The sequence below is a fragment of the Streptomyces sp. NPDC059989 genome (assembly GCF_042736975.1).
Lineage (GTDB): Bacteria > Actinomycetota > Actinomycetes > Streptomycetales > Streptomycetaceae > Streptomyces.
Map to the genome: position 1 here is coordinate 74,096 of NZ_JBHWUO010000001.1, position 24,490 is coordinate 98,585.

General features: G+C 71.5%; 28 protein-coding genes, 1 tRNA gene and 3 pseudogenes. 20 read left to right on the forward strand and 12 right to left on the reverse strand.

Annotation, left to right across the window (positions count from 1 at the left end):
• The first annotated feature begins 42 nt into the window (after positions 1-42).
• Positions 43-2,154, forward strand: coding sequence for an MMPL family transporter (locus ACFWBN_RS00340; protein WP_385168145.1), 2,112 nt, complete (start codon positions 43-45; stop codon positions 2,152-2,154).
• Between the two features lie 39 nt (positions 2,155-2,193).
• On the opposite strand, the gene ACFWBN_RS00345 is transcribed toward ACFWBN_RS00340, so the two are convergent.
• Positions 2,194-3,012, reverse strand: coding sequence for a VOC family protein (locus ACFWBN_RS00345; RefSeq protein WP_385168148.1), 819 nt, complete (start codon positions 3,010-3,012; stop codon positions 2,194-2,196).
• A gap of 61 nt (positions 3,013-3,073) precedes the next feature.
• A complete protein-coding gene (locus ACFWBN_RS00350) occupies positions 3,074-3,208 on the reverse strand; it encodes a hypothetical protein (protein WP_385168152.1) in 135 nt (44 codons plus the stop codon).
• A 102-nt stretch (positions 3,209-3,310) separates the two neighbouring features.
• Between ACFWBN_RS00350 and ACFWBN_RS00355 the strand changes: the two genes are divergently transcribed.
• Positions 3,311-3,952, forward strand: a complete 642-nt coding sequence (locus tag ACFWBN_RS00355) for a TetR/AcrR family transcriptional regulator (protein WP_385168155.1) — start codon at positions 3,311-3,313, stop codon at positions 3,950-3,952.
• A gap of 41 nt (positions 3,953-3,993) precedes the next feature.
• Here ACFWBN_RS00355 and ACFWBN_RS00360 read toward each other — a convergent pair whose 3' ends face one another.
• Entirely contained in the window at positions 3,994-4,419 is a 426-nt protein-coding gene (locus ACFWBN_RS00360) for a hypothetical protein (protein WP_385168941.1), read from the reverse strand.
• On the opposite strand from ACFWBN_RS00360, the pseudogene ACFWBN_RS00365 reads away from it, so the two are divergent.
• Positions 4,373-4,981, forward strand: a pseudogene (locus tag ACFWBN_RS00365) (aspartate-alanine antiporter); the annotation flags it as partial. The gene ACFWBN_RS00360 and the pseudogene ACFWBN_RS00365 sit on opposite strands and share 47 nt — an antisense overlap.
• A gap of 88 nt (positions 4,982-5,069) precedes the next feature.
• Here the strand turns inward: ACFWBN_RS00365 and ACFWBN_RS00370 are convergent.
• On the reverse strand, positions 5,070-6,557 hold the full coding sequence (locus ACFWBN_RS00370; protein WP_385168158.1) for an MFS transporter: 1,488 nt from the start codon (positions 6,555-6,557) through the stop codon (positions 5,070-5,072).
• A 118-nt stretch (positions 6,558-6,675) separates the two neighbouring features.
• On the opposite strand from ACFWBN_RS00370, the gene ACFWBN_RS00375 reads away from it, so the two are divergent.
• Positions 6,676-7,083 (forward strand): molybdopterin-binding protein, encoded by a 408-nt coding sequence (locus ACFWBN_RS00375; RefSeq protein WP_385168161.1) that lies wholly within the window; start codon positions 6,676-6,678, stop codon positions 7,081-7,083.
• A gap of 30 nt (positions 7,084-7,113) precedes the next feature.
• On the opposite strand, the pseudogene ACFWBN_RS00380 reads toward ACFWBN_RS00375, so the two are convergent.
• A pseudogene (locus ACFWBN_RS00380) lies at positions 7,114-7,284 on the reverse strand (PucR family transcriptional regulator); the annotation flags it as partial.
• On the opposite strand from ACFWBN_RS00380, the pseudogene ACFWBN_RS00385 reads away from it, so the two are divergent.
• Positions 7,264-8,016, forward strand: a pseudogene (locus tag ACFWBN_RS00385) (xanthine dehydrogenase family protein molybdopterin-binding subunit); the annotation flags it as partial. The pseudogenes ACFWBN_RS00380 and ACFWBN_RS00385 sit on opposite strands and share 21 nt — an antisense overlap.
• Positions 8,017-8,099: 83 nt before the next feature.
• Entirely contained in the window at positions 8,100-8,549 is a 450-nt protein-coding gene (locus tag ACFWBN_RS00390) for a molybdopterin-dependent oxidoreductase (RefSeq protein ID WP_385168164.1), read from the forward strand.
• Here ACFWBN_RS00390 and ACFWBN_RS00395 read toward each other — a convergent pair.
• Positions 8,546-9,610: a serine hydrolase domain-containing protein gene (locus tag ACFWBN_RS00395; RefSeq protein ID WP_385168167.1), complete on the reverse strand. Its 1,065-nt coding sequence runs from the start codon at positions 9,608-9,610 to the stop codon at positions 8,546-8,548. The two genes, ACFWBN_RS00390 and ACFWBN_RS00395, sit on opposite strands and share 4 nt — an antisense overlap.
• 105 nt (positions 9,611-9,715) lie before the next feature.
• Between ACFWBN_RS00395 and ACFWBN_RS00400 the strand changes: the two genes are divergently transcribed.
• Positions 9,716-10,039, forward strand: coding sequence for a hypothetical protein (locus ACFWBN_RS00400; protein ID WP_385168170.1), 324 nt, complete (start codon positions 9,716-9,718; stop codon positions 10,037-10,039).
• Between the two features lie 18 nt (positions 10,040-10,057).
• On the opposite strand, the gene ACFWBN_RS00405 is transcribed toward ACFWBN_RS00400, so the two are convergent.
• The 3 genes from ACFWBN_RS00405 to ACFWBN_RS00415 all read right to left on the reverse strand — a co-directional run bounded on the left by ACFWBN_RS00405 (position 10,058) and on the right by ACFWBN_RS00415 (position 12,651).
• Complete coding sequence (locus ACFWBN_RS00405) at positions 10,058-10,477, reverse strand: molybdopterin-binding protein (protein WP_385168173.1); 420 nt, start codon at positions 10,475-10,477, stop codon at positions 10,058-10,060.
• A gap of 305 nt (positions 10,478-10,782) precedes the next feature.
• Positions 10,783-11,565, reverse strand: coding sequence for a hypothetical protein (locus ACFWBN_RS00410; RefSeq protein ID WP_385168176.1), 783 nt, complete (start codon positions 11,563-11,565; stop codon positions 10,783-10,785).
• A 273-nt stretch (positions 11,566-11,838) separates the two neighbouring features.
• Positions 11,839-12,651, reverse strand: a complete 813-nt coding sequence (locus ACFWBN_RS00415) for a VOC family protein (protein ID WP_385168179.1) — start codon at positions 12,649-12,651, stop codon at positions 11,839-11,841.
• Positions 12,652-12,763: 112 nt separating this feature from the next.
• Between ACFWBN_RS00415 and ACFWBN_RS00420 the strand changes: the two genes are divergently transcribed.
• On the forward strand, positions 12,764-13,360 hold the full coding sequence (locus ACFWBN_RS00420; RefSeq protein ID WP_385168182.1) for an HhH-GPD-type base excision DNA repair protein: 597 nt from the start codon (positions 12,764-12,766) through the stop codon (positions 13,358-13,360).
• A gap of 88 nt (positions 13,361-13,448) precedes the next feature.
• Positions 13,449-13,922 (forward strand): cupin domain-containing protein, encoded by a 474-nt coding sequence (locus ACFWBN_RS00425; protein WP_385168185.1) that lies wholly within the window; start codon positions 13,449-13,451, stop codon positions 13,920-13,922.
• On the opposite strand, the gene opcA is transcribed toward ACFWBN_RS00425, so the two are convergent.
• Positions 13,871-14,803: a glucose-6-phosphate dehydrogenase assembly protein OpcA gene (gene opcA, locus ACFWBN_RS00430; protein ID WP_385168188.1), complete on the reverse strand. Its 933-nt coding sequence runs from the start codon at positions 14,801-14,803 to the stop codon at positions 13,871-13,873. The two genes, ACFWBN_RS00425 and opcA, sit on opposite strands and share 52 nt — an antisense overlap.
• A 103-nt stretch (positions 14,804-14,906) precedes the next feature.
• A complete protein-coding gene (locus ACFWBN_RS00435) occupies positions 14,907-16,508 on the reverse strand; it encodes a helicase HerA-like domain-containing protein (RefSeq protein ID WP_385168191.1) in 1,602 nt (533 codons plus the stop codon).
• Between the two features lie 88 nt (positions 16,509-16,596).
• Here ACFWBN_RS00435 and ACFWBN_RS00440 point away from each other — a divergent pair, with 88 nt between their 5' ends.
• Together ACFWBN_RS00440 and ACFWBN_RS00445 are read left to right on the forward strand one after the other, a co-directional pair.
• A complete protein-coding gene (locus ACFWBN_RS00440) occupies positions 16,597-16,893 on the forward strand; it encodes a type II toxin-antitoxin system VapB family antitoxin (RefSeq protein WP_017240525.1) in 297 nt (98 codons plus the stop codon).
• Between the two features lie 112 nt (positions 16,894-17,005).
• Positions 17,006-17,674: a LytR C-terminal domain-containing protein gene (locus ACFWBN_RS00445; protein WP_385168195.1), complete on the forward strand. Its 669-nt coding sequence runs from the start codon at positions 17,006-17,008 to the stop codon at positions 17,672-17,674.
• A 19-nt stretch (positions 17,675-17,693) separates the two neighbouring features.
• Here ACFWBN_RS00445 and upp read toward each other — a convergent pair whose 3' ends face one another.
• Positions 17,694-18,329 carry a uracil phosphoribosyltransferase gene (gene upp / locus ACFWBN_RS00450; protein ID WP_214353071.1) on the reverse strand — a complete coding sequence of 212 codons (636 nt, stop codon included), beginning with the start codon at positions 18,327-18,329 and terminating at the stop codon, positions 17,694-17,696.
• A gap of 163 nt (positions 18,330-18,492) precedes the next feature.
• Here upp and ACFWBN_RS00455 point away from each other — a divergent pair, with 163 nt between their 5' ends.
• The 9 genes from ACFWBN_RS00455 (at position 18,493) to ACFWBN_RS00495 (ending at position 24,442) form a co-directional block, all read left to right on the forward strand.
• Positions 18,493-19,431: a universal stress protein gene (locus ACFWBN_RS00455; protein WP_385168200.1), complete on the forward strand. Its 939-nt coding sequence runs from the start codon at positions 18,493-18,495 to the stop codon at positions 19,429-19,431.
• A gap of 84 nt (positions 19,432-19,515) precedes the next feature.
• Complete coding sequence (locus tag ACFWBN_RS00460) at positions 19,516-19,695, forward strand: hypothetical protein (RefSeq protein ID WP_361590131.1); 180 nt, start codon at positions 19,516-19,518, stop codon at positions 19,693-19,695.
• A gap of 299 nt (positions 19,696-19,994) precedes the next feature.
• Positions 19,995-20,543, forward strand: a complete 549-nt coding sequence (locus ACFWBN_RS00465) for a hypothetical protein (protein WP_385168204.1) — start codon at positions 19,995-19,997, stop codon at positions 20,541-20,543.
• A gap of 77 nt (positions 20,544-20,620) precedes the next feature.
• Entirely contained in the window at positions 20,621-21,049 is a 429-nt protein-coding gene (gene tadA / locus ACFWBN_RS00470) for a tRNA adenosine(34) deaminase TadA (protein ID WP_385168899.1), read from the forward strand.
• A 57-nt stretch (positions 21,050-21,106) separates the two neighbouring features.
• Positions 21,107-21,191 (forward strand) — tRNA-Ser (locus ACFWBN_RS00475).
• Between the two features lie 121 nt (positions 21,192-21,312).
• Positions 21,313-21,603, forward strand: a complete 291-nt coding sequence (locus tag ACFWBN_RS00480) for a hypothetical protein (protein ID WP_385168207.1) — start codon at positions 21,313-21,315, stop codon at positions 21,601-21,603.
• 386 nt (positions 21,604-21,989) lie between these two features.
• Positions 21,990-22,151 (forward strand): hypothetical protein, encoded by a 162-nt coding sequence (locus ACFWBN_RS00485; protein WP_215014193.1) that lies wholly within the window; start codon positions 21,990-21,992, stop codon positions 22,149-22,151.
• A 384-nt stretch (positions 22,152-22,535) separates the two neighbouring features.
• The gene (locus tag ACFWBN_RS00490; protein ID WP_385168902.1) at positions 22,536-23,360 is read left to right on the forward strand and encodes an RNA polymerase sigma factor SigF; all 825 of its coding nucleotides are present in this window, start codon (positions 22,536-22,538) and stop codon (positions 23,358-23,360) included.
• Between the two features lie 233 nt (positions 23,361-23,593).
• Positions 23,594-24,442 (forward strand): RNA polymerase sigma factor SigF, encoded by an 849-nt coding sequence (locus ACFWBN_RS00495; protein ID WP_031141513.1) that lies wholly within the window; start codon positions 23,594-23,596, stop codon positions 24,440-24,442.
• Positions 24,443-24,490 lie beyond the last annotated feature (48 nt).

Here is a 24,490-nt window from a genome sequence, read left to right on the forward strand (position 1 = left end):
CCGACAAGCTCCCTGACGTCGACTGAACACTGAGGAATCAACATGATGCGAAGACTTGCTTCGTTGCCCGGTGGAAGAGTGGGGAAGTGGGTCGTCCTCGTGCTCTGGGCGGCCCTGCTGGTCCCGGTCCTGATGCTGGCCGGCCGGCTCGGCGACGTCGAGGAGAACGACAATTCGGCTTGGCTGCCCGGTAACGCGGAGTCGACCAAGGTCTTTGCCCGGGCCGAGAACTTCCAGCGTGCCGACACCCTGCCCGCGATCGTGATCTACGACCGGCCCGAGGGCGTCACCGCTGCCGACATGGCCGAGGCCCAGGCCGACGCCGAAGCCTTCAAGGGCGTGGAAAACGTCGCTGGGCAGCCGCAGGGGCCGTTGAAGGCCCAGGACGGCAAGGCCATCCAGACCGTGGTCCAGCTCCGCAAGGACAAGACGGGCTGGGAGGGGATCGGCAAGACCGTCGACGCGCTGACCGAGATCGGTGAGGAGAACGCCAACGGTCTCGGCTTCCACGTCACCGGACCGGGCGGTCACGCGTCCGACTCGATCAAGGCCTTCAGCGGAGGGGGCGCCCTGACGACGATCACCGCATTGGTGGTCGTCGTGATGCTGCTGCTCACCTATCGCAGCCCGCTGCTGCCCTTGCTGCCCCTGCTGACCGTGGGCGTCGCCCTGGTCACGTCGGAGGCGGTGATCTACCTGTTGGCGAAGAACGCCGGGCTCGTCGTCAACAAGCAGACCAGTTTCATCCTGACGGTATTGGTGTTCGGCGCCGCCACCGACTACGCGCTCCTGCTCATCTCGCGGTACCGGGAAGAGCTGCTGCGGCACGAGGACCGGCACGAGGCGATGGCGGAGGCCCTGTACCGCTCCGGTCCCGCGATCATCGCCAGCGCCGCGACCGTCGCCGTCAGCCTGACGCTGCTGACGCTGGCCACCCTCAGCTCCACCCAGGGGCTCGGGCCGGCCTGTGCCGTCGGCATCCTCGTCGGGCTGCTCGCCATGGTCACCCTGATGCCGGCCCTGCTGGTCATCTGCGGCCGCTGGATCTTCTGGCCGGTGAAGCCGTCGTACGGATCGGCCGAGGAGGCCAAGGAAGGCATCTGGAACCGGGTCGGCACCGCTGTCTCCCGCCGGCCGCGGATCGTGTGGATCGGCACCGCGCTCGTCCTCGGCATCATGGCGATCGGGATGTTCGGGCTCAAGGCCGACGGACTCTCCAACAAGGACCAGTTCACCGGCACGCCGCAGATGGCCGTCGGCGAGAAGATCCAGTCCGAGCACTTCCCGGCCGGGGCGGGCGACCCCGTCCTCGTCGTGGCCAAGGCCGCCTCGGCGGAGCAGGTGCGGACCGCGCTGTCCGGCGTACGGGGAATCGCCGGTGTCTCGACGCCGATGGTCAAGGACGGCGAGGCCATCATGCTCGGGGAACTCGAGGACGACCCCAGCGGCCGGACCGCGATACGCACCGTCGAGCGGGCCAGAACCGCGGTCCACGGGGTCGAGGGTGCGCAGGCCCAGGTCGGCGGCAGCACGGCGATCATGCTCGACACGCAGGAAGCGGCCGCCCGCGACTCCAAGGTGATCATCCCCATCGTGCTGGTGGTGGTGCTCCTCATCCTCGCGCTGCTGTTGCGGGCCATCGTCGCGCCGCTGCTGCTCATGGCGACGGTGGTGCTGTCGTTCGGAGCGGCCATCGGCGTGAGCAGTCTGGTGTTCAACCACGTGTTCCACTTCGCCGGCGCGGAGGCCTCCTTCCCGCTGCTGACGTTCGTGTTCCTGGTCGCCCTGGGCATCGACTACAACATCTTCCTGGTCACCCGGGTGCGCGAAGAGGCGCTGCTGCACGGCACCCGGCGCGGTGCGCTGACGGGTCTGTCCACCACCGGGGGTGTGATCACGTCAGCGGGTCTGGTGCTGGCCGGCACCTTCGCGGCGATGGCCTCGCTGCCGCTGGTGTTCGCGGCCGAGCTCGGGTTCGCGGTGGCGTTCGGCGTGCTGCTGGACACCATGATCGTCCGCTCGGTGCTGGTCACCGCGCTGACCCTGGACGTGGGTCGCTGGATGTGGTGGCCCAGCAAGCTGTTCAGGCAGCACGACGCCCCCCGACCGCCGGCGGGCAAGCCCGACCTCGAACCCGCGCTCAGCGGCATGTGACGACCTTCCGCCACGGGTCTTCTGGCGTCGGCCGGGTGGTCACTGGGCCCAGGGCAGGATGCGGGTGCCCTCGGTGCCGGGGACCGAGGCCACGCCGTCCGAGCGCATGGCGACGTGGGCCTCGGCCGCCTCCGGGGCGTGGACCCGGCGGAGCGCGTCCGGCGGCAGGACGAGGGTCTGCCCGGACGCGACCTTCTCGGTGCGGTCTCCGCAGGTGACCTCCAGGACGCCGGCCGTCACCGTCCAGACCTGTTCGCGGCTGACGGAGTGCTCGGGGCCGGTCTGGCCGGCCTCCATCGCGACGGTCCAGGTGCTGAGCTCCGCGCTGCCGCGGCTGGGGGCGGCCAGACCGGTCATGGTGGCGTTCGGGGACGCGGTGACCGACTCGGGGGTGGGGGTGATCACGTGCATGGCGGCGGTCTCCTCGGATTCGGATTCGGATTCGGCGACGGGGGCGGAGGCGGGGGCGGAGGCGGGGGCCGGGGCGGCCCATTCGACGAGCTGGACGACGACTCCGTTGGGGTCGGTCAGCTGGAACAGGCGCTCGCCCCACGGCTCTTCGCGCAGCGGCATCGTGATCGGCGCGCCTTCGCCCCGCAGGCGGGCCTCCTCCGCCGCGAGGTCGGTGACCGTGAGCGCGAGGATCAGCCCGGACGCGCTCTGGTCGCGCTGGCCGACCGGCAGGACCTCCGTGCCCCGGCGGAGCAGAACGATGTCCACGGCGTCGTCGTCGCGGGTCAGGGAGGCGAAGCCGTCGGCGGACATGGCGACCGCGTAGCCGAGGTGGGTGCAGAAGAACTCGCGGGAGGCGTCCACGTCGGCGACGGTCAGGGAGAGGGTGGAGGTGGTGACGTTCACGGCGACTCCTCGGGAGGGGCGGAAGCAGGCGGGGCGGGCGGTGGCGGGCTCGGGCTCTGGCTCAGTAGGTGCGGCGCGGTGCCTGGTGCTGGATACGGATGGCTCCCTTGCGGCCGGACCCGTTCAGGTTGCGGGGCAGGCGGCGGGTGGCGGCGAGCTTGGCGCCTGCGGCGGTTGCGGTGGTGAGCTTTCGCATGCGGTCCTCTTGTCTTCGACGTAACTTTGCGACGGACGTAACTTTACGCAGAGAGCTTCGGATCGGTCAAGACTATTTTTGCTACGGGTGTAAGATTCCTTCATGGGTATCGAACTGGGGCTCCGCGAGTCCAAGAAGCAGGAGACCAGGCAGCTGATCTCCGACTGCGCGACCAGGCTCTTCATCGAGCAGGGCTTCGAGCAGACCACCATCGCCGAGATCGCCGCCGCCGCCCGCGTGGCCAAGAAGACGGTGACCAACTACTTCCCGCGCAAGGAAGACCTGGCCCTCGACCACCACGAGGCGTTCACCCAGGGCCTGGCCCGGACCGTCGCCGAGCGCGGGCCGGACGAGGAGCCGCTCACCGCACTGGGACGGACGTTCCGCGCCGCCCTGCTGGAGCACAGCCCCGTCGTCGGCTTCACCGGCCCCGCCTTCGCCCGCATGATCACCGAGAGCCCCACCCTCACCGCCCGGCTGCGCGAACTGCACGACCAGCGGGAGGAGGCGCTCGCCGCGGCGCTGACCGCCGCCGACCCGGATCCCGTCCCGGCCATCGCGCCCCGGGCCGCCGCCGCCCTGATCGCGGCGGCGGACCGGCTGCTGTTCCGGCGCATCCAGGAACTCACCCTGGCCGGCCGCAGCGACGACCAGATCGAAGCCACGCTGATCCCGGAAGCCGACCACCTCCGCGCCCTCCTCGGCGCCGCCCTCGGCAACCACCCCACCGCCGCGGCCTCGTGACCTCGCCGCATGCCGCGGAACGCAGGGGCCCGGCACCGAGCTCAGAAGAGGTCGGAGAAGAAGCGGTAGCCGGTGGGGTCGCCGGGCATCTGCCAGTGGAAGCCCTGGAGGAGGAAGCAGGCCACCAGGTTGGTCACCGCGAAGAAGGCCAGGACGGCCAGGGTGACGGTGGCCGCGCGGTGCAGGGCGGGAGAGGTCCGGGCGGCGTCGAGGGGCCGGGCCTCGCGGGCCAGGACCAGGTTGACGCCGGCGGCGAGGACGGCGGTCAGGAAGGTGATCGCGGCCCAGGTGTAGAGGTGCAGGCCGAAGAGGGCGCCGGCGTAGCCGGTGTCCGGGGGCACGATGTGCATCAGCACCTGCGCGCCCGAGACGGTGCTGCCGATCAGCGCGGAGACGATGGCGATGCCCCAGCCGGAGGCGAACTCGGCGGTGCCCACCGGCCCCTTGCGGGAGCGCGCGATGATCATGGCGGGCCCCTCGGCTACCGCACCGAGTCCCTGCACGTGGATCGCGCTCGGGCTCTTCCTCGGCGGCTGCCTGGGCATTCCCGCCCTGCACGCGGCCGGGGCCCCGCTGTCGCTGTCGACCTCGACGGGGGCCCCGCTGATGGGGCTGGTCTTCGGCTGGATCCGGAGCAAGTACCCAACGTACGGGAACCTTCCCTCGGCGGCGCAGTGGCTCATGGGGACGCTCGGCCTCTGCGTCTTCGTCGCCATCGTGGGCCTCAACGCGGGCCCCAGCTTCGTCCCCGGCCTGCGCCAGGCCGGCTGGCCGCTGCTGCTCTGGGGGGCGGTCGTCACCTCGGTCCCCCTGCTGGCGGGCTTCCTCTACGGGCACTTCGTGCAGCGGCTTCCGCTGCCGATCCTGCTCGGCGCCCTGGCCGGGGCGCAGACCACGACGGCCGCGCTCGGCGCCCTCGCGGAGCGCGCCCGCAGCCAGATCCCGGCCCTCGGCACGACGGTCCCGTACGCCCTCGGCAACGTCCTGCTGACGATGTGGGGCTCGGTGATCGTCCTCCTGCGGCGCTGACGCGCCCGCCCGGAGAGGCCTTCCGGACACACGGGAGCGGAGGAAGCCGGCTACGGCCTCCCCCGCTCATTCCCGCCTTCTACGTCGTTCAGTGCGCGGCGACCGCCTCCCGCTCCGGGGCTTCGGCCTGCCCGCGGTCCTTCTTCATCAGGATCAGGGCGAGCCCGGCAGCCACCAGGACACCTGCGGCGGCCGCCGTGAAGGTCGTGGACATCGCCGAGGTGAAGGCTTCGCGGGCGGCGCCCGCCAGGGCCGGGTCGGTGAGGGCCGCGGCGACGGAGCGGCGGGCGGTCCCCGGGGCCGAGTCGGGCAGCCCGGCAGCGTAGGTGGTGGAGAGCACGGCGCCCAGGACGGCCACCCCGAGGGCGGCGCCGGCCTGCTGGACGGTGTCGTTGAGGGCCGAGCCGACGCCGGCGTGCTCCTCGGGGACGGCGCCCATCAGGGCGGCGGTGGCGGCCGGCATGGCGAGCCCGCTGCCGATGCCCATCAGCACCATGGCGGTGGCCAGCGGCGCGAAGCCGTCGCCCGCCTCCAGGGTGGTCAGGACGGCGAAGCCGGAGGCGATCACGGCGAGGCCGACGGCGGTCATCACCCGGTTGCCGATCTTCCGGCCGAGGGTGGCGCCGAGCCCGTTGAAGAGCAGGGTGGCGACGGCGAGCGGGGTGAAGGCGAGGCCGGTCTCGGTGGGGGTGTAGCCGCCGACGAACTGGAGGTACTGGGTCAGGACCAGCATCAGGCCGCCGTTGGCGAAGGTCAGCAGGACGAGGGAGAAGCTGGCGCCGCTGAACATCCGGTCGCGGAAGAGGGCGAGCGGGACCATCGGGGAGTCGGTGCGGATCTCGTGGACCACGAAGGCGGTGAGTGCCACGACCGCCACGGCGAGCGCGGTCAGGGTGCCGGGGGCGGCCAGGCCGTCCTGCGGGAGGGCGATGATCGTCCAGATCAGGGCGGTCATGCCGGTGACGGACAGGGCCATGCCGGCGAAGTCGGGCTTGCGCCAGGGGCCCTTGGACTCGGGCATCAGGATCAGCGCGGCGGCGATGGCGAGCAGGGCGATCGGCACGTTCATCAGGAAGACGGCGCCCCACCAGAAGTGGGCGATGAGCACGCCGCCCAGTCCGGGGCCGCCGACCAGGCCGAGCACGGCCACCGCGCCCCAGGCGGCGATGGCCTTGCGGCGCTCCTCCTCGTCGAAGACGGTGATCAGGATCGAGAGGGTGCTCGGCATCACCAGGGCGCCGCCCATGCCCATGACCACGCGGCCGGCGATGAGTTGGGCGGGGGAGTCGGCGTAGGCCGCGAGGAGCGAGGCGATCCCGAAGAGCGCCAGTCCGATGATCATCACCCGGCGGCGGCCGAACCGGTCGGAGAGGCTGCCCGCCGTGAGGAGCAGTCCGGCGAAGACCAGGATGTACGACTCGATGATCCACTGGATGGCCTCGGCGCCGGCGCCCAGGTCCTCCGCGATCGGCGGGATCGACACGGTCAGGACCATGTTGTCGACGACCAGCACGAGGGTGCTGAGGCAGAGCACGATCAGGATGAGCCAGCGTCGCGGGTTGCGAGCCTCGTCCATGGTGATTCCTTCCCCTGTCCATCTGCGTACAGTGTTCGCTTCACTGAGGAACAACGTACGCCGATGCGTACAGTGTTCGCAACCCCCAAAGGAAGCGCCCGCCGCCTAAGCTGCGGGCGTGCCGTCGTACTCCATCGGGCAGGCCGCCGACCTGCTGTGCGTGAGCCCCGAAACCGTCCGCCGCTGGGCCGACGCGGGGCGGCTGCCTGCCGATCGCGCGTCCGACGGATCGCGGACCGTCGACGGCGTCGTCCTGGCCGCCTTCGCCAGGAGGCGGGCCGTCGAGGGTGCGGCCCCGCCGCCGAAGGCCCCCGCGACCCCCGCGACCTCCGTACGGAACTCCTTCGCCGGGATCGTCACCGCCGTGCGGCTCGACGAGGTGGCGGCCCAGGTCGAGATCCAGTCGGGCCCGCACCACGTGGTGTCCCTGGTGACGCGGGAGTCGGTCGAGGAGCTCGGCATCGCGGTGGGGGTGACCGTCACGGCGCGCGTGAAGTCCACCGAGGTCCACGTCGACCTGGCGTAACGGACCGTGCACGACGGCCGTTCGGAGCTATCAGCCGCAGCGCAGCGCCGCGTACAGGTCCAGCTTGTGGTCCAGGCGCGAGAGGTCACGGCCCGTCAGGGCCTCCACCCGCTCCATCCGGTAGTGCACGGTGTTCACGTGCAGGTGCAGGGCCTCCGCCGTGCGCGCCCAGGAGCAGTTGTTCGCCAGGAAGACCTCCAGGTCGTACGCCACGACACCGGCGCCTTCGGCTCGGCCGGCACGGTGGTGGCGGGCAAGGCGGTCCTCCTGGCGGCCGGCTCCCTCGCCGAACGCCTCCGGACCTTCGCGGTCCGCCACACCGGCGTCGCCCGGCACCTGTGCAGGCTGCAGGCCGAAGCCATCGACTGCGCGGGACGGATCGTCACCCTCAAGGAGCTGTACGAGGCCGCGTACGACAAGGGCGAGCTCGACGAGGTGGCGGCAGACGGCCACTGGGGCGGCTCCCCCCGCTCCGTCGCCTTCAACGCCCAGTGGTTCCGCATCGCCGTCGACCCGCACACCGGCGAGATGAAGATCCTGCGCAGCGTCCACGCGGCCGACGCCGGCAAGGTCATGAACCCGCTCCAGTGCCGCGGCCAGGTCGAGGGCGGAGTCGCCCAGGCCCTCGGCGCCACCCTCTTCGAGACCGTACGGGTCGACGAGCGCGGGGAGGTCACCACCGCCGCCTTCCGCCGCTACCGCCTCCCCCAGTACGCCGACGTCCCGCGCACCGAAGTGCACTTCATGGAGACCTCGGACGCGATCGGCCCGCTCGGCGCCAAGTCCATGTCCGAGAGCCCGTTCAACCCGGTGACCCCCGCCTTCGCCAACGCGCTGCGGGACGCGACGGGGATCCGCTTCACGGAGATGCCGGTGACGCGCGACGTCGTCTGGCAAAGGATTCATCAGAAGATGCAAGGCGGGAATGCATGAACAGTCCACAGCTGCGAGTTGTATCAAGCCATCAACCTGGCAAATGAGGTTCTGGAATGTGTGGCCCCGGGCATGACATACGCATGGCCAAACTCATGCTGCACGGAGATCTGCACCACCCGGCGACCCTGAGCGTCGCGGACCTGCGGGAATGGCAACAGCACCGGGCCGAGGTGACGTTCGACTGCGCCACGAACGGGCCGCAACACCACGTGTTCGAGGGCGCGTTGCTGCGCGATGTGGTGGCGGACGCGGGCCCGGCCTTCGACGCCCGGAGGAGAAAGGACCGAAGCCGCTTCCTGCTCGCGATCAGCGGTGGGGACGGGCACCATTCGGTCCTGTCCTGGGCCGAGCTGGACGCCGACTTCGGCGACAGCCCGGTCCTGCTGGCCACCCGGCTGGACGGCGTGGACCTCGACGAGGCGGGCAGCCAGCTGGTGGTCCCGGCGGACCGCTGCGGGGCGCGGTACGTCAGCGCGGTCACGCACGTGTGGTTCGGCTCGCTGCCGGCCCCGGCGCCGGCCGGGGTCTAGGAGCGGGCCCGGACGGCGTCGGCCAACAGCAGGCCCGTGGAGTTCGCGGGGTCGACCAGGCGGGTGCGGGTCAGGGCGAAGGACAGGCCGCGCCCGCGGTCGGCGAAGGCGATGCTGCCGCCGCTGCCGTGGTGGCCGAAGGCGGTCGGCTCGCCGCCCGTCGGGGGCAGGCCCAGGAAGAAGCCGAGCCCCTTCGTGTGGTGCCGCGCCAGCATCCGGTCCCGGCCCTCCACCGCGATCGCCGCGGCCTGCGCGACCCGCCCGGGCGGGAGCAGCCGGACCCCGTCGACCTCGCCCAGCAGCGCCGCGTACATCCGGGCGGCGGCGCGGGCGGTCATGGTGCCGCAGGCGGGCAGGTCGGCCAGCAGGTAGGCGGGACGGTTGGCGAGGGCGGCAGTGGTCCACACGCCCCGGTTCGGCGCCACGAGGCGGGTGAAGGCCGCGCCGTACGGGAGGCCGGCCAGGTACGCCTCCCAGTCGCCCTCCACCAGCGGTACGACACGGGGCAGTTCGGACTCCGGCAGCCCGAAGTACAGCTCGTCGGCGATCCCGAGCGGTTCGGCGACGTACTCGCGCAGCGCCTGCCCGGGACTCAGCCCGGTCACCCGGCGGACGGTCTCGCCGAGGATCCAGCCGAAGGTCCAGCCGTGGTAGCCGCTCGCGGAACCCGGCTCCCACAGCGGACGCGCCCCGGCGACGATCCCGCACATGGCGTCCCAGTCGCACAGCTCGGCGACGGTGAGCGAGCGGGGGAGCTGGGGGATCCCGGCGGTGTGGGTCAGGGCGTGCCGGAGCGTGATCCCCGCCTTGCCGTGCGCCCCGAACTCCGGCCAGTACCGCGCGACGGGGGCCTCGTAGTCGAGCAGCCCGCGCTCGGCGAGCACGTGCACCAGGGTCGCCGTGCACCCCTTGCCGGTGGAGAAGCTGTGGATCAGCGCCCCGGGCCCGGGGACGCCCGCGTACGCCTCGACGAGCGGCCGGCCGTTCCGGTACGCGGCGACCTGGAGCCCGCTCTCGGCACCGGACGCGACCAGCGCGTCGACGGCTTCCTGAAGATCCATGCGCCCCTCCTTCACCCCTTCACGCCGTGTCACGCAACGTAACCGAGAGCATACCTTCAGTGAGGACAGCTGCTCACGCACGGTGACGACGAAAGAGGTAGACGGATGATGACGGCAAGGGTGACGGCGAAGATGACGGCGCGACGGATGGCGAAGGCCCTCGGGGCGTGCGCGGCGGCCGCGGTCCTGGCGCTGGCGGCCCCGGGCTCGGCGCAGGCGGCGCAGGGGGTCCTCGTCATTGACGGTGCGGCACACGAGGACCCGAGCGGCTGCTACCCGCTGGGCGACTTCGCTCCGTCGGAGGTGGCCAACCTGACGGACGAGGTCGCCTGGGCGTGGTCGGGCCCCTCCTGCGACGGCCGGGTGACGGAGCCGGTCTTCCCCGGCCACATCTCCGTCCCGCAGGGCCGGAGCATCTTCATCTCGTGATCCGGCCGCCCACCTCCCTTACGCGGCCTGGAGCGAGACCTCGGTCGCCTTGATCAGGGCGACGACGGACGAACCGGCGGCCAGGCCGAGGGCTTCGACGGCGTCGGCGGTGATGGCGGCGGTCAGTCCGCCGCCGTCCACGTCGACCTTGACGGACGCCATGGCCGGACCGGCGGCGATGTCGGCGACCGTACCGGCGATCTGGTTCCTGATGGACAGGCCCTCGACCGGGCCGGTCGCCAGGGCCACCTCGGTGGCCTTGACCAGCGCCTTGACCGAAGAACCCGCGGAGATGCCGAGGTCCTTGGCGGCGTCGGTGGTGATGGCGGCGGTGATCTCCTGGCCGCCCTCCAGCCGGACCTTGACCGTCGTCATGGCCTCACCGGAGGTGACGGCGGTGACGGTTCCGGCGATCTGGTTGCGAATGCTCAGGCTCATGGGGAGTCGGACCTCTTACGTAGACACCTGGTGCGGCCGGGGAAGAACCGCACAAGATCGACCGTACGAGCCTTTTCGCCGACGTGCGTTCAACCCCTCGCATCCGCCAACCGGAACCACCCGTGCAGCCCGCTGCTGCGTTCAGGGACGCCCGAGCGGCGGCGGGTTCGACGGAACGGGCGGGGGCTCGGTCGGGCCCGGATCCGGTAACGGCCCACTGGTCGGCTCAACCCCCACGAGTCCCCCAACTCACTCTGAAATCCCCCGACATGGACCCACCACGATGCCATCGGAAGGACGGCTTGTCAGCGCTCCGAGGCGGACGGCGACGACGGGAGGGGCAGAGCCTCTGTGGACGGGAAGCAAATGGCGTTGTCCGCGCCGCAGATGTACGTATCGGCCGCCGCACGGCCCGCGACGGGGCGGTCGTACGTCAGCAGGCTCAGCGTCCGGCCCGAGGCGAAGGCCGCCGTGGCGTCGCGGACCGGGCTCAGACCGGGGGTCGGCGTGCCCGTTCCGGAGTACGCGTACGGGCCGTGGCCGCCGTCCACGACGGCGAAGAAGACCGTACGCGTCAGGCCGCCGCCGGCCGGGTCGGGATAGGGCCTGCCCTTTGCCACCAGCCGGATCCCGACGCGCGTCCAGAACGTCGGCAGGGATCCGCAGGCGGTCTCGGCCCGGGCCTCCCGGACCACGGCGAGGCAGTAGTGCCGGTCGTCCGGCATCCAGGCGAGCTCGCCTGCCCGGCCGTCCGGCTCCCGGCGGATGACGATGACCTCGTCGTCGCCGGGCACATGGACTGCCGGATCCTGGCGGACCAGCTCCAGCAGTGCCCGGTCGGCGGCCGTGGGCTTCGCGTCCCCGACCGCCCCGGCGGGCCCGGAGGTGGACGGCGCGTCGGGCGCCGTCGGCGAAGGCGCGGGCGCGGGTGGTGGAGTCGGCGTGGCCGTCGGCAGCGGCAGCGGCAGCGGCTCCGGCGAGAGCGACGGCGGGGGCAGAGGGCGCGGTGCGAGCGGTGGCGCGGGAGCTGTCGTGCACGAGGCCGCCGCCAGCATCGCCAGCCCGCACCCCACGACCGAAACAACCACTCTGCGCGCTCTCAAGTCCGCCCCCGTGCCACTCGCATTCATGTGCCGCGGCGGACAGTCTGCCGGGTTCCCGACCGCCCGGACGACGATGCCGGGTGAATCCGCTGGGGCAAACGGGTGATCAGGGGTGACCAGGCCTGGCGGGCCGCTGGTTGAGGCCGCTATTTCTCCAGCCATGATCGATTGAGCGGGTCGCCCCCATACGCCCGTGCCCCTGCCGTGGAATTCCCGGCAGGGGCACGCGGCACCACACCGCGGCGGATCGGCGGGTGGTCAGGCGAAGGTCGGCATCTCCCCGACCGTGGTCGACATGTCGATCACCGCGAAGGCCGCGCCCTGCTGGTCGGTCAGCGCGGCGAAGCGGCCGAACGGGCTGTCCATCGGCCCGAAGTGGAGGGTTCCGCCGAGCTTCTTCGCCTTGGCGACCGCCTCGTCGCAGTTGTCCACGCCGAAGTAGATCTGGAGGTAGGAGGGGATCTCCGCCGGGAAGTCGGAGCCCATGTTCATCCGGCCCAGCACCGGGTTCTCCTTGCCGCCCAGGCTGTAGATCCTGTAGTCCATGCCCTCCGCCTCCGGGCTGTCACCCATGTCCATCTGCTGGGTGGCGTACGGGAAGACCTTGGGCAGGAAGGCGTCCACCTTCGCCACGTCCCGGCTGAAGAACTCGGCCCAGGCGTAGGCGCCCGGCTCCCCGACCTTCTCGAAGCCCTTGTGGTCCCCCGGCTGCCAGACGCCGAAGACCGCGCCGCTCGGCTCCTTGGCGATCGCCATCGAGCCGAAGGTGCCGACCTGCATCGGCTCCATCAGCAGCTCGCCGCCCGCCGCCTTGATCTTCTCCGCGGTCGCCGCCGCGTCGGAGGAGGCGAGGTACAGACACCACTGCGACGGGGCGTCCGCCCCCGGCATCGGCGGGACCACCGCGGCCACCGCCTTGCCGCCGGAGTAGGCCTGCGTGTAGTTGCCGTACTCGCTCGCCGCCTCACCGAAGGTCCAGCCCAGCACATCGGAGTAGAAGCTCTTGGCGCCCTCCACGTCCTTGAACATCGCGTCCACCCAGCAGGGCGCGCCTTCCGGGAACTCGGTCATGATCAACTCCTGTGTCCTGTCTGCGCCGACGGTACGGATCCACGCTAGGCGGGCGGTCCGACAACCGCGCGCCGACCGCGCGCGGAGCGCCGTCGCACGGGACGCTGGAGCCATGAACGACAAGGACATCACCATCCGGCTCGCGCAAGAGCCCGAGGCCGACGCGCTGCTCGGCCGGAGCCCGCTCGCCGCCCTCGTCGGGATGCTGCTCGACCAGCAGGTGCCGATGGAGTGGGCGTTCTCGGGCCCCTGGACGATCGCCCGGCGGCTCGGCTCCGACGACCTGGACGCGCACGCCATCGCCGCGTACGACCCGGAGGCCTTTGCCGCCCTGCTGTCCGAGAAGCCCGCCGTCCACCGCTATCCGGGGTCGATGGCGAAGCGGATCCAGCAGCTGTGCGCGTACCTCGTGGAGCACTACGGCGGGGACGCCGAGGCGGTCTGGGCCGACGCCGCGACCGGGGAGGAGCTGCTGAAGCGGCTCAAGGCGCTGCCGGGCTTCGGCGAGCAGAAGGCCCAGATCTTCCTCGCCCTGCTGGGCAAGCGGTTCGAGGTGCGGCCGAAGGGCTGGCGGGAGGCCGCGGGCGGCTACGGGCAGGCGAACGTCTACCGTTCCGCCGCCGACATCACCGGGCCGGAGTCCCTGGCCAAGGTGCGGGCCCACAAGCAGGAGATGAAGGCCGCCGCCAAGGCCGCGAAGACGTCCTGACCCCGCCCCGACCTCGCCGGATTGACCGACCTGACAGACCCCGGATTGACCCCTGGAACCGGTCTATCCGGACCGTAGATTGGGGGACATGAACGAGATCGCGACCCGCGCAGCCACCGCCGAAGCCATTTACGACGCCCCCGGCAGCCTCATCACGCTGCTCACCGACACCGCCGAGCTCACCTGCAACACCGCCACCTTCGACGAGGGCGCGGCCGGCGCTCCGGTGCACTTCCACACCAAGGCCACCGAGTTCTTCCACGTGACGGCCGGCCGCCTCGACGTGCTCGTCGGCGACGAGGTCCAGACCCTCGACGCCGGTGACTTCATCGCGATCCCGCCGGGGGTCAAGCACGCCTTCGCGCCCGCCCCCGGCCACACGGCCTCCGTCTTCGTCGGCTTCACCCCCGGCATGGGCCGCTTCGACTACTACCGGCTCCTCGGCCGCGTCAACGCGGGCGAGGCCACCGTGCAGGACATCAAGGACAGCTCGTCCACGTACGACAACCACTACGCGGAGAGCGAGGCCTGGAGCGGCCGCCGCCGCAGCGCGGAGCCGTAGACCACGTCCGCGTCCAGGCGGCGCAGCTCCTCCGCGATCAGCTCCGCGTCGCTGCGGATCTTCAGGGCCACCTTGCGGTCAGGGCTGCCCGGCAGGACCAGGGTGGCCAGCTTGCCGGCCGGCCGGTCCACCCGGATCTCCCCGCCCGTGGTCTGGAGGCTGACCCGGGTGATCACCGGACCCGCGCTCTCCAGCCGGGCGACGGGCACCCCGAGACGGTCCTCCAGCCAGCGCGCCAGCAGCTCGGCGCTCACGTTGTCCGCCTCGCTCTCCACGGTCGCGCCGGTCACCGGCAGCGGCTTCTGGTCCAGGGCGGCGGCCAGCAGGGCCCGCCACGGCGTGAGCCGGGTCCAGGCCAGGTCGGTGTCGCCGGGCTGGTAGGCGGCGGCCCGCTCGTCGAGTACGGCAACGGGGTCGTAGGCGGCGTTCGCGTCGGTGATCCGGCGCTGGGCCAGCGCGCCGAGGGGGTCCTGGGCCAGGTCGGCGGGGGCGTCGGCCGGCCACCAGGCCACCACCGGCGCGTCCGGCACGAGCAGCGGCAGGACGACCGAGCCGGCCTGCCCGGTCAGCGCCCCGTGCAGGCGCAGCAGCACGATCTCGCCGGTCCCGGCGTCCGAGCCGACCCGCAGCTCGGCGTCCAGCCGGCTCGCGCGCAGGCTGTGCGGGCCCCGCGAGGTCCGGTTGATCACCGCGATGATGCGGCAGGGGTGCTCGTGGGAGGCCTCGGAGGCCGCCCGGACGGCGTCGTAGGCGTTCTCCTCGTCGGTGGCGATGACGAGCGTCAGGACCAGGCCCATGGTGGGGCTGCCTATCGCCCGGCGGGCTGCCAGCAGGGCCCGGTTGACCTTGCTGGACGTGGTGTCGGTGAGTTCGGTCCGCATGCTCCGAGTCTGTCAGCGCCCGCCAGGGGCGCGGCACCGGATTCGCTGGATTCCTTCTGGAGCAGGGCGCCTTGGGCGGGGGGCGGCCCGCCGGCCGGCCCCGTCAGCGCCGCTTGCGGGCCGTTCCGAAGATCGAGCGCGAGATCTCCCGCCCCAGCTGCGTCCCGATCGACCGGGCCAGCGAGCGGAACAGCCCGCTCCCCACCACCTGCTGGGCCAGCGAGGCATCCGGCTTCGGGGCGCTGCGCGCCGCCCTCGCCGCCTCCTTCTCGGCCTCCTTGGCCTGTTTCTCCGCCTCGGCGGCCGCCGCTGCCGCCTCCGCCGCCGCCTCCGCGGCGGCCTGCTCGGCGCTGATCTTCTCGTACGCCGACTCGCGGTCGATCGGCTCCGCGTAGCGCGAGTACAGCAGCGAGGACTTCACCGCCCGGTCCAGTGCCGCCGCCTCGATCGGCCCCATCAGCGACTGCGGGGCGCGCAGCCGGGTCGCCGCGACCGGGGTCGGGGCGCCGTTCTCGCTGAGCACGGTGACGACCGCCTCGCCGGTGCCCAGCCGGGTCAGCAGCTCCTCCAGGTCGTACGGGGAGTTCGGGAAGGTCTTCACCGTCGCCTTCAGCGCCTTCGCGTCGTCGGGGGTGAAGGCGCGCAGCGCGTGCTGCACCCGGTTGCCGAGCTGCGCGAGGACGTCCGCCGGCACGTCCTTGGGGGTCTGGGTCACGAAGAAGACGCCGATGCCCTTGGAGCGGATCAGCCGCACGGTCTGGGTGATCGAGTCCAGGAAGGCCTTCGAGGCGCCGTTGAAGAGCAGGTGGGCCTCGTCGAAGAAGAAGACGAGCTTGGGCCGCTCCAGGTCGCCGACCTCCGGCAGGTCGTTGTAGAGGTCGGCCAGCAGCCACATCAGGAAGGTGGAGAAGAGCTGCGGCTTGTCCTGGACCGCGGGGAGTTCCAGTACGGAGACCAGCCCCCGCCCGTCCGCGGCCGTACGGAGGAACTCGCTCGTGTCGAACTCCGGCTCGCCGAAGAACTCCGAGGCCCCCTGCTGCTCGAAGGCGGTCAGCGCCCGCAGGATCACCCCGGCCGTCACCGTGGACAGCCCGCCGATGCCCTTGAGCTCCGGTTTTCCCTGGTCGGACACGAGGAAGGCGACCACCGCGCGCAGGTCCTTGAGGTCGATCAGCTCCAGGCCCTTGGAATCGGCGTAGTGGAAGATCAGCCCGAGGGACTGCTCCTGCGTCTGGTTGAGCTGGAGCACCTTCGACATGAGCACCGGGCCGAAGCTCGTCACCGTCGACCGGACCGGGATGCCGGGGCCGATCCCGCCCAGCGAGTAGAACTCGCTCGGGAATCCGGTGGCCTCCCAGTCCTGGGCCACGTCCTTGGCCCGCTCCTCGATCTTCTCGTTGGCGGTGCCGGGCGCCGAGACGCCCGAGACGTCGCCCTTGATGTCGGCGAGGAAGACCGGCACTCCGTTGGCGGACAGCTGCTCGGCGATGAGCTGGAGGGTCTTGGTCTTGCCGGTGCCGGTGGCGCCCGCGACCAGCCCGTGCCGGTTGAGCATCGACAGGGGAATGCGGATCTGACGGTCGGGCAGGCAGCGGCCGTCCCAGAGGAGGGCCCCCAGATCGAGCGCTGGTCCGGTGAAGGCGTATCCGGCGGCGATCTCGTCCGCCGGGCCCGCCGAGACGGCGGGGTCGGTGCTCTCGCTCATGCATCACTCCCGAATTGGCGCTGTTTGACACTTTTGCACCAACGTCGCGAGGCTGCGCCCGCAGGCACCGGCCCGGTAGGCTTTCCGTGTGATCTTCAAGCGCATCGGAAACGGAAAGCCGTACCCCGACCACGGCCGGGAAAGCACCCGGCAGTGGGCGGACGTCGCGCCGCGCCCGGTCCGGCTCGACCAGCTGGTGACGACCAAGGGCCAGCTGGACCTCGAAACGCTGCTCGCCGAGGACTCGACCTTCTACGGCGACCTCTTCGCGCACGTCGTGAAGTGGCGGGGCGACCTCTATCTGGAGGACGGGCTGCACCGCGCCGTCCGCGCGGCCCTCCAGCAGCGACAGGTCCTGCACGCCCGCGTCCTCGAAATGGACTGACCGCGGCGAGCGGCGAGCGGCGCTTCGCGTAGATTGCGCCTTTCGGGTCAGCATTGACCTATCAGCAGATCATTTAGTAGGCATCGCTCCCGAGCCGCACTACGCTGCGCCCATGAGCATGCTCACTCCCCCCGGCATGGGCGGAAAGTACCGCGTCACGGGAGCCGCCTACCCGCGGATGAGCCGTAAGCGGAGCCGCCGCCGCATCGTCCTCGCCGTACTCGGCTCGGTCCTCGCCCTCGCCCTGGTCGGCTACGGGGCACTGCAGCTCATCGACGTGTTCCGGGGCGACAGCTCCAAACGGAACACAGCCGCTGGCGCAGGGGACTGCCCGACCGCCTCCCCCAAGGCCGCCCCCAAGGGCGGCCCCGCCGCCGCATCGCCGGCCGCCGCGAAACCGGCGGTCGTCCTCCCCCAGCCCGGCGAGATCACGGTCAACGTCTACAACGCGACCCCGCGGGCGGGCCTGGCCAAGGCCGTCGGCGACGAGCTGCGGAAACGCGGCTTCGTCATCGGCAACGTCGGCAACGCCCCGGCCGACTTCGACAAGAAGGTCCCCGGGACCGGGATACTGCTCGGCTCCCCCGCGACCGACAAGGCCGCCTACTCCGTCCTGGGCACCCAGCTCGCCGGCGTCACACAGCAGACCGACGCCCGCGAGACCGCGGACATCGACATGATCCTCGGCGACGCCTTCAAGGAGCTTAAGCCCAAGGCGGACGCGGACAAGGCGCTGGCCCTCCTGGCCAACCCCGAGCCCGCGCCCGTCAAGAAGTGCTGATCGCCCCGGTCCGGGAGGCCTACTCCGCGGAGCCGTACATGCGGTCGCCCGCGTCGCCCAGGCCCGGCACGATGTAGCCGTGCTCGTTGAGCCGCTCGTCGACCGCGGCGGTCACCACGGTGACCGGCGTGCCGGCGAGCTCGCGCTCCATGACCTCGACGCCCTCGGGCGCGGCCAGCAGCACCACGGCGGTGACGTCGTCGGCGCCGCGCTTGATCAGCTCCTGGATCGCCGCGACGAGCGTGCCGCCCGTGGCGAGCATCGGGTCGACGACGTAGACCTGCCGCCCGGAGAGGTCCTCCGGCATGCGCGTCGCGTACGTGGAGGCCTCCAGGGTCTCCTCGTTGCGGACCATGCCCAGGAAGCCCACCTCGGCGGTCGGCAGGAGCCGCACCATGCCGTCGAGCATGCCGAGGCCGGCGCGCAGGATCGGCACGACCAGCGGGCGCGGGTGGGAGAGCTTGACGCCGGTGGTCGGGCCGACCGGGGTCTCGATGTCGGCCTGCTCGGTGCGCACGTCGCGGGTGGCCTCGTACGCGAGCAGGGTCACCAGCTCGTCGGCGAGCCGACGGAAGGTGGGGGAGTCGGTGCGCTTGTCGCGCAGGGTGGTGAGTTTGTGCGCCACCAAGGGGTGATCGACGACCTGCAAACGCACAACATCCTCCAAAACTCGGCCTGCGACCTGCAAAAACGGCCGCGAGACGCGACCTGCACCCAAAAGGCTACGCGCTGACACGGGCCCTTCGCGTCCACGGGCCGGGCCACGCCCGGGACCGCCTGGGGATGCGGGCCGTGCGAGTGCCCAGCAGGCTGGACTGATGAGCAACGCACCGGTGATCGCAGCGGTCGACGGATCCGAACACAGCCTCAAGGCCCTGGAGTGGGCCAGAGCCGCGGCGCTGCGGCACGGTACGGGGCTCCTGATCGCCCATGTACTGCCCGACCACGCGCAGTTGTATGCGGGACGCCGGTCGGCGCTGCACGACGCCTCGCAGCCGGAGGAGTTCGCCGATCCGGTGAGCGACCGGATCCGGGCGCTGATGGGCGGGGGCTCCGAGCTGCCGGAGGGGGTGCAGTACGAGTCGCTGGAGGGCTCCGTTCCCGAGGCGCTGCGGGTCATCGGGGCGGAGGCGCGGATGCTGGTGATGGGCTCCCGGGGGCGCGGCGGCTTCGCCAGCCTGCTGCTCGGCTCGAACAGCCGGGCCGTGGCCACCACGGCCCCGTGTCCGGTGGTGGTGGTTCCGCACGCGGAGCGGAGCGCCGAGGCCGAGACGGAGGCCTCCGCCGGGCGGGTGGTGCTCGGGCTGCACGCCGCGGAGACGCCCGACGACGTACTGGCCTTCGCGTTCGCGGAGGCGGCCGTGCGGGGGACCACCGTCCAGGTGGTGTCCGCGTACGCCATCCCGCCGGCGCCGACGATGGTGATCGACAGCCCGTTCGCGGTGATCCCGCCGGAGGGGCTGGCGGACGAGGGGGACGGCGTACCGGCCGAGCGGGAGATGCTGCGGTCGCAGACGGCGCGCCTGGCGCCGTTCCGTGCCCGGTACCCGGACGTCCCGGTGGAGCAGGCCGCCGTACCCGGGGACCCGGCGGGCCGGCTGGTCACCGCCTCCCGGTCGGCGGCCCTGGTGGTCGTCGGCCGCCACCACCCGCGGCGCACGGCCATGTCGCTGATGATCGGCTCGGTGGCGAACGCGGTGCTGCAGCACGCCCACGGCCCGGTGGCGGTGGTCCCGACCCGCTCGGACGACGCCTGACCTGCACAGGGGTGGCATCAAACGGCCCGTCCGGGGGAAGGTGGGAGCGGAGGGGGACGACCGACCAGCCTGGGGTGGTGGCGGATGCCCGACACACAGCCGAGCGACGACGCGCCGGAAACCGCGGCCCAGCGGCGAGCGCGCCGCGCGCAGTTCCTGCGCGACCTGATGGAGGCGCGCGAACTCCGCGACCGCGTCCAGCCCCGGCGCGCCCGCGCGGCCCGCATGCGCCAACAAATGCGCATGCGCACGTTCCGCTGGTAGCCCGGCCCCATGCAGCCCCGCCGGCGTTCGAGGCGCCGCCGGAGGCAAATCGAGCCCCGCCGGCGTTTGAGGCGCGGGGGGCTGGGGGCAGGGCCCCCGGTAGCGGCGCCGCGCCCGGCGGAGCGGGTTCCGAGCCGGGCCCGACACGACGTAGGCGCGGAAGACCTCTCGCAAAGCCGCCATTTCTGCCACGATGCCGATTGGGCGGGGTAGGACGGCACGCACCACAGCCGCTTTGCCCCAACCTCCGGCCGGGGGGACCTCCAACCGGCACGCCTAAGACCAGTGGGAGAGTCACGGTGTATTTCGCCGCACTGCTCGCGCGCACCGAAGACGGGTGGGAAGCGAGCGACATGGAACTCGACGACGTCGAGTCCCTCAGTGATCTGATCGATCTCGCCCGTTCCGCCGCTGTCGACGACGACACGGTGGTCGCCCTCATCGAGCAGGAGGACGCCTGGTTCGGCGTCGTCCGCGTGGACGGCGAGGAGGACCCGCGGTACTTCGTATCGAACGCCTCCGCGGCCGCCCGCAGCTCCTACGGCTCGATGCTGACCAAAGAGCTGCTGGGCAGCGACGAGGAGGACGACGAACTCGACGAGCTGGACCTGGACGGCACCGAAGACGGCGAGGAGGACGCCATCGCCGCCTTCGCCGACAAGGACGACGACGAGGACGAGGCGGGCGGGACCGGCGCCGAGCCGGTGCCGGCCGGACCGCTCGGCGACCCCCGGCTGCTCGACGACCTCGGGGTGTCCCACAAACAGCTCATGGGCCTGGACGGGGACGCCCTCTCGGAGATCGCCGAATCGCTCGGCGCCACCGAGGTCCTGGAGGCCGTCCGCTAGTGACCCGCACGCACGACGCGCACGACCTCGGCCACGTGCCCGATCGCGATCCCGTACGGGACCCGTGGCGGGCCTCCATGCGCCTCGCGCTCACGGAGGCCGCCCGGGCGGTGCCGGCCGGTGACGTACCGGTCGGCGCCGTCGTGCTCGGCCCGGACGGCGAGATCCTGGCCACCGGGTACAACGAGCGCGAGGCGACCGGCGACCCCACGGCGCACGCCGAGGTGGTCGCCCTGCGCCGGGCGGCCGCCCGGCTCGGGGAATGGCGGCTTCCGGGGTGCACCCTGGTGGTGACCCTGGAGCCGTGCGTGATGTGCGCGGGCGCGCTCGTGCAGTCGCGCGTCGCCCGGGTCGTCTACGGCGCGGACGACGAGAAGGCGGGCGCGGCCGGGTCTCTGTGGGACCTCGTACGGGACCGCCGGCTCAACCACCGGCCCGAGGTGGTGCGCGGCGTACTCGCCGAGGAGTGCGCTCGGCAGCTGTCCGACTTCTTCCGCGACCTGTGAGCGGCCCGGTGGATTCCGATTTCAGCGAATGAGGCTCCTTAGGCTAGGATCCATCTCGGTAGTGTGTCCGAGTGGCCGAAGGAGCTCGCCTCGAAAGCGAGTATGGGGCAACCCATCGGGGGTTCAAATCCCTCCACTACCGCTCCGATCGAGAGCCCCGTCCCGCAAGGGTCGGGGCTCTCGGCGTTCCTCCGACGCGTCTCTCCCGCGTCTCTCCGGATGACGCCCGCGTGACCGCCCGCCCCTTCGGCCGTTGTCACGGCATGACCAAGACCCAGCGCATCCTCGCCGCCTTCGCCCTCGCGGGGGCCGCCGCGGGCCTCGCCGCACCCGCCGCCTCGGCCGCACCCCTCACCCCGCTCACCCTCCCGGACCTCCCCAGCGCCGCTCCGGGCATGCCCGCGGGGGCCCAGCCCACCTCCGTCCAGGAGATCGGCGCGAAGGTCAGCGAGGGGGTCCGCCCGCTCGACCAGCTGTCGACGCTGCCCGACCAGCTGATGCCCGTGATCGCCCCCGTACAGCCGGTCGTCGACCTGCTCGGCGCCGTCCAGTAGCGGAGAACACGGCGAAGGCGGCGGACGCGCGGAAACGCGAAGAAGGCCCCGACCGGGGTCGGGACCTTCATCGTGTGGGACGGGGGAAGTGGCATCGGGGGGACAAAGCCACTTCCCCCGATGAGGACGGAACCTGCCAGTCCGAGCCGCAGTCAGGGGGGAAGCTTGCGGCTCGGACCCCGCAGTGAGGTCCTGTCCCTCACCCACCGATTTCCTGCCAGAACCGGTGGGCTCACATCAATCCTGCGCCCACCGCAACCGGGGACACAGCGGCAAAGGACCCGGAGTGGCGGGTCATTGGTCCTTAAAGGCCGGGTGAGTGTCGAAACTTGACCGGATAGACTCACCCGACCGCGCAGGACCGGTTGGGGAGGCCGTCACCGCTCATGGACACCAAGAAGCTCATCACGGGTGCCCTCACCGTGTTCGTCCTCTTCGTGATCATCACCCAGCCCAAGCGGGCGGCCGAGATGGTGGGAATCGGTTTCCAAGGGATATCGGATGCCGCCTCCGGCATCGGCGAGTTCATGACCGAACTGGTGCGCTGAACCCGTACGCTGAACCGGTTCCCGGACTTCCCGGCCCCCCACTCCAACGGGTGGGGGGCTTTTTGCATACCCACCGCTGGGCGCAATGCCCCGATATGCCCAACTTGCCCTCAACACGGTGATATCCGGTGCTTGCACACAGTGCACATGTGTTGTGATGCTATGACCGCTTTTGACGGATGAGTTGACTGAGTTGACTGAAGGGGTGGCGTGACCGTGCCGGCCAGTACTGCGCCTCAGGTGCCACCCCAGCAGGACCCCCAGGTACCGCCCCGGCACGAGCCGCCGCCGGAGCCGAGGCAGGAGCTCCGGCAGGAGCCGTCCGAGGAACCCCCGGCCGCACCGCCCCCCGCTCCCGCCGCTCCCGCCTCCGCCTTCGCCTCCATCTCGGCCCCCTCTCCCGCCCCGGCCCCTGCGACCGCCCCCGTGCCCCCCAGACCGCCGAGCCGGGGCGCGGACACCCGGGCCCTGACCCAGGTCCTCTTCGGGCAGCTGAAAGGGCTGGAGCCGGGCACCAGCGAGCACAACCGGGTGCGCGGAGCCCTCATCGAGGCCAACCTCCCCCTCGTCCGGTACGCGGCCGCCCGCTTCCGCAGCCGCAACGAGCCGATGGAGGACGTGGTCCAGGTCGGCACGATCGGCCTGATCAACGCGATCGACCGGTTCGACCCCGACCGCGGCGTGCAGTTCCCGACCTTCGCGATGCCCACCGTCGTCGGCGAGATCAAGCGCTACTTCCGCGACAACGTCCGCACCGTCCACGTGCCGCGCCGCCTCCATGAGCTGTGGGTGCAGGTCAACGCCGCCACCGAGGACCTCACCACCCTCCACGGCCGCACCCCGACCACCGCCGAGATCGCCGAACGGCTGCGCATCACCGAGGACGAGGTGCTGTCCTGCATCGAGGCCGGCCGCAGCTACCACGCCACCTCGCTGGAGGCCGCCCAGGAGGGCGACGGCATGCCCGGGCTGCTCGACCGCCTCGGCTACGAGGACCCGGAGCTGGCCGGGGTCGAGCACCGCGACCTCGTGCGCCACCTCCTCGTACAACTGCCCGAGCGGGAACAGCGGATCCTCCTCCTGCGGTACTACAACAATCTGACGCAGTCGCAGATCAGCGCCGAGCTGGGCGTATCCCAGATGCACGTGTCCCGGCTGCTCGCCCGGAGCTTCGCCCGACTGCGATCCGCAAACAGGATCGAGGCGTAACCGGATCGAGTGGAGATCATCCACGCGTTTCCCGACAGAACGGGCTGACCACCCGTCTGATCACGTCTGTCGCTGGAGATATATGTCGACTTGGCGCTACAGCGTGTTGCCGACATGTGACATTCTGCTGGAACCGCGTTTGCCGCAGCCCCGCCTCCGGTATTCAGGTGGAGGCTGCGTTCCTCCGACGGGCGCGCAGAGAACGCGACCGTCCGCGACCTCAAGGGGGTGGCATGTCCGTAGACCAGGGCAGCTCCAAGGTGCTCACGCTCGTCAAGAGCCCGGCGCCGGCAGCACCTGCAGCGCCTGTCCGCTCGGAAGCCATCGACACCCGCACCCTCTCCCGCTCCCTCTTCCAGCGACTTGCCGCCCTGGACGCGGACAGCCCCGAACGGGCGTACGTACGCGACACCCTGATCGAGCTGAACCTGCCCCTGGTGCGGTACGCCGCCGCTCGCTTCCGCAGCCGGAACGAGCCGATGGAGGACATCGTCCAGGTCGGCACCATCGGCCTGATCAAGGCGATCGACCGGTTCGACTGCGAACGCGGGGTGGAGTTCCCGACGTTCGCGATGCCGACCGTCGTGGGAGAGATCAAACGATTCTTTAGGGACACCTCCTGGTCCGTGCGCGTACCGCGCCGCCTCCAGGAGCTGCGCCTGGCCCTCACCAAGGCCAGCGACGAGCTCGCCCAGAAGCTGGACCGCTCGCCGACCGTCCCGGAGCTCGCCGCCGTACTCGGGGTCTCGGAGGAGGACGTCGTCGACGGCCTCGCCGTGGGCAACGCGTACACCGCCTCCTCGCTCGACTCGCCCTCACCCGAGGACGAGGGCGGCGAGGGCTCGCTCGCGGACCGCCTCGGCTACGAGGACACCGCGCTCGAGGGCGTCGAGTACCGCGAATCGCTGAAGCCGCTGCTCGCCAAACTCCCGCCCAGGGAGCGGCAGATCATCATGCTGCGGTTCTTCGCGAACATGACGCAGTCGCAGATCGGCGAGGAGGTCGGCATCTCCCAGATGCACGTCTCCCGGCTGCTGACCCGTACGCTCGCGCAGCTGCGCGTAGGCCTCATCGGGGAGTGACGGGGAGCCGCGGGGTTCCCAATTGACGGAGCGTCAGCAAAACTGGCG